Source organism: Rhodoplanes roseus, from assembly GCF_003258865.1.
In the GTDB taxonomy this organism is placed as follows: Bacteria; Pseudomonadota; Alphaproteobacteria; order Rhizobiales; family Xanthobacteraceae; genus Rhodoplanes; species Rhodoplanes roseus.
The window spans coordinates 1-3,065 of sequence record NZ_NPEX01000460.1; the positions used below are offsets into that span (position 1 = coordinate 1).

Genomic DNA, 3,065 nt, shown 5'->3' on the forward strand with positions numbered 1-3,065 from the left:
GCTGCGCGCGCCCCGACCCTCCCCCTCCAGGGGAGGGTAATCACTACCTCAGCACCACCACGCGGGCGCCGACGCGGACGCGGTCGTAGAGGTCGATGACGTCGTCGTTGGTCATGCGGAAGCAGCCGGACGACACGGCCTGGCCGATCGTCTCCGGCTCGTTGGAGCCGTGGATGCGGTAGAGCGACGAGCCCAGATACATGGCGCGGGCGCCGAGCGGGTTGTCGATGCCGCCCTTCATCGTGGCCGGCAGGCCGGGCTGGCGGCGGCGCATCTGGGCCGGCGGCGTCCAGGTCGGCCATTCCTTCTTGGCCGAGACGGCGGTGTTGCCGGCCCAGCGGAAGCCGTCGCGGCCGACGCCGATGCCGTAGCGGATCGCCTGGCCGGGCGCCGTGACGAGATAGAGGCGCCGCTCGGCCGTGTTCACCACGATGGTGCCGGGCGCGTAGGACGCATCGAAGCTGACATTGGCCTTCGGGATGCTCGACTGCCCGGCCGCGTAGCGGGTGATGTAGCGGCCATAGGTGTATCGCTCCTCCGGATCCAGGTTCTCGGCCCGGGCCGCGCTCCAGGTCGAGCCCGCGAACACGAGGGTTGCGACGGCGGCGAGGACGACTCTGCGCATCGATACGCTCCTTGAAGGGTGATGGATGGATAGGGCGATCGGCCCGACGCGCGACAGCGGCCGAAGCCCCGACGACGATCGGGGTGCCTGGACAATACGGCCAACCGCGGTCTGAAACGGTCCCATCACGGCGATTTCACGCGTTTTCCGAGGCCTGTGGCGGCCCCGCAACAGCCGGTCGAGAACGTGAGGAGCGCGCCGGCCATGGCGCCGTGCCGGGGTGCTGCGGCACTTTCGCATGCGATCGCAACATTATGGAATCGTTAACGAAGTACGTCGAGCTTGAGCGATGGATGAGGTGCCGGCGCCGGTTTTGCGTCGTCCTGGGCCACCGTGTACTTAGAAACAATCGTCGAGGGGCGAATCCCGCCGTCGCAGGACGGGCCGGGACGGGAATGGGGCAGTGTTTTGAGCAATCGAACTGGGTGTTTCGGCACGGCTGTGGTGACGACGTGGCTGGCCCTCGGCGGCATCGCCGCGGCGGCCGATCTCGGCTACGGCGCGCCTGCCGCGACCTACGCCGAGCCCGCCAAGCCCACCTGGATCGCCACGCTCGGCCTCGAAGGACGGATGGAGAGCGAGTTCGTCGGCGGCGACACCTACACGCTGCGGGCCGCCCCGATCTTCGGGTTCCGCAAGGCGGGCACGCCCGAGCAGTTCCGCGCGCCCCGCGACGGCGCCGGCATCGCCCTGTTCGAGACCCAGCAGCTCAAGATCGGTCCGAACCTCAAGGTCCGGGCGAACCGCAAGGAGTCCGATTCGAGCGCCCTCTACGGCCTCGGCGACGTCGACTGGGCCGTCGAGGTCGGCGGCTTCGTCGAGTACTGGTGGGCCCCCTGGATGCGGACCCGCGCCGAGGTGCGCCAGGGCTTCGGCGGCCACCACGGCGTCGTGGCCGACCTCAGCGCCGATGCGGTCGTTCCGATCACGCCGGCCCTGACGCTGTCGGGCGGCCCGCGCATCTCGTTCGCCACCAGCAAGGCGCTGGAGCCGTATTTCGGCATCGACCCGTGGCAGTCCTTCTGGTCGGGCCTGCCGACCTACGACGCCAAGGGCGGCCTCTACTCGGTCGGCGCCGGCGCCCAGGCCCGCTACTTCTGGACCCCCGAGCTCGCGACGCATGTCTATGTCGAGTATCAGCGGCTGATGGACAGCGCCGCCGACTCGCCGCTCGTCGTCTACCGGGGCTCGCCCGACCAGGTGACGGTCGGTTTTGGTTTCACCCGCGCGTTCACGTTCCAGCAGTTCTGGTGATCGGACACGCGCGCCGCGCCCGCCGGATGACGTGAGCGGGCTCGAGGACGGCGCATGCGATTCGTCCGGACCACCGGGCTTCTGAGCCTCCTGATCGGCATCGCGGTGCTGATCGGCCTGACCGTGTGGTCGGGCGCCGGCATGGTGCGCCAGGCGATCACCGGCATCGGCTTCGGCATCGTGCTGGTCGTGCTGGTGCGGGCCGGCACGGCGAGTGTCGCGGCGGTCGGCTGGTGGGTGCTGTTTCCCCCCAAGGAGCGGCCGCGCCTCTCCACCTGCCTGTCGCTGCGCTTCGTGCGCGAAGGCGCCAACGCGCTGCTGCCGCTCGGCCAGGTCGGCGGCGATCTGATCGGGGCGCGGCTTCTCACCTTCAAGGGCGTGCCCGGGCCGCTCGCCACCGCCAGCGTCATCGTCGACGTCCTCGTGCTCGCCGTCACCCAGGCGCTGTTCGCGCTCACCGGATTGGCCGTGCTGGTCTGGCTCGGCGCCGACTCGTCGCTCGCCTGGATCGCCGCGGCCGGGCTCGCGCTCGCCGTGCCGGCGCTGGTCGGCTTCTGGATCGTGCAGCGGCGCGGCGGCCGGAAAGCCTTCGGCTGGATTCTGGGGCGCTTCCGCGGCGACTGGGCCCGCGTCGTCGGCGAGAAGGTCGAGCGCCTGTTCGTCGATCTCTCCGCCCTGCATGCGAGCCGCAGCCGCATGGGCGCCAGCCTGGTGCTGCATTATCTCGACTGGCTCACCGGCATCGGCGAGGTCCTGGTCGCCTTCTGGTTCATGGGTCATCCGGTGAGCCTCGCCGAGGCGCTGGTGATCGAGAGCCTGATGCATGCGATCCGCGGTGTCGCCTTCGCGATCCCGGGCGCGCTCGGCGCCCAGGAGGGCGGTCTGATCGTGCTGTGCGCCGTGTTCGGCATTCCGCCCGACCAGGCGATGGCGCTGTCGCTGGTCAAGCGCGTCGCCGATCTCGCCACCGGCGTGCCCGGCCTGGCGATCTGGCAGTGGATGGAAGGCCGCCGCTGGCGCGAGCGAAACGCGGTCTCGGCCTCCGGCACCCCGGCGGCCTGAGCCCATGCTGGCGAGCCTTCTCACGGTGGTGTTGCTGCTGACGGCGCTGGCCGGCTGCGCCTATCTGGTCGCCGCGGCCGTGCTGGTCGGCCGCTTCGCGGAGCGGCCCGCGCCGGCGGTGCCG

At 70.6% G+C, this 3,065-nt stretch carries 3 protein-coding genes; 2 read left to right on the forward strand and 1 reads right to left on the reverse strand.

Features of this window, described 5'->3' with window-relative positions:
- Positions 1 to 43 precede the first annotated feature (43 nt).
- Positions 44 to 625 (reverse strand): L,D-transpeptidase, encoded by a 582-nt coding sequence (locus CH341_RS30065; protein WP_111423139.1) that lies wholly within the window; start codon positions 623 to 625, stop codon positions 44 to 46.
- 444 nt (positions 626 to 1,069) lie between these two features.
- Between CH341_RS30065 and CH341_RS30070 the strand changes: the two genes are divergently transcribed.
- Positions 1,070 to 1,879 (forward strand): MipA/OmpV family protein, encoded by an 810-nt coding sequence (locus CH341_RS30070; RefSeq protein WP_146604684.1) that lies wholly within the window; start codon positions 1,070 to 1,072, stop codon positions 1,877 to 1,879.
- Positions 1,880 to 1,933: 54 nt separating this feature from the next.
- Positions 1,934 to 2,941 carry a lysylphosphatidylglycerol synthase domain-containing protein gene (locus CH341_RS30075; RefSeq protein WP_111423143.1) on the forward strand — a complete coding sequence of 336 codons (1,008 nt, stop codon included), beginning with the start codon at positions 1,934 to 1,936 and terminating at the stop codon, positions 2,939 to 2,941.
- Positions 2,942 to 3,065: the final 124 nt, after the last annotated feature.

Excerpts from the sequence above, each read along its gene's own strand:
- CH341_RS30065 (WP_111423139.1), bottom strand. The coding sequence starts at position 625 with ATGCGCAGAGTCGTCCTCGCCGCCGTCGCAACCCTCGTGTTCGCGGGC.
- CH341_RS30075 (WP_111423143.1), top strand. The coding sequence starts at position 1,934 with ATGCGATTCGTCCGGACCACCGGGCTTCTGAGCCTCCTGATCGGCATC.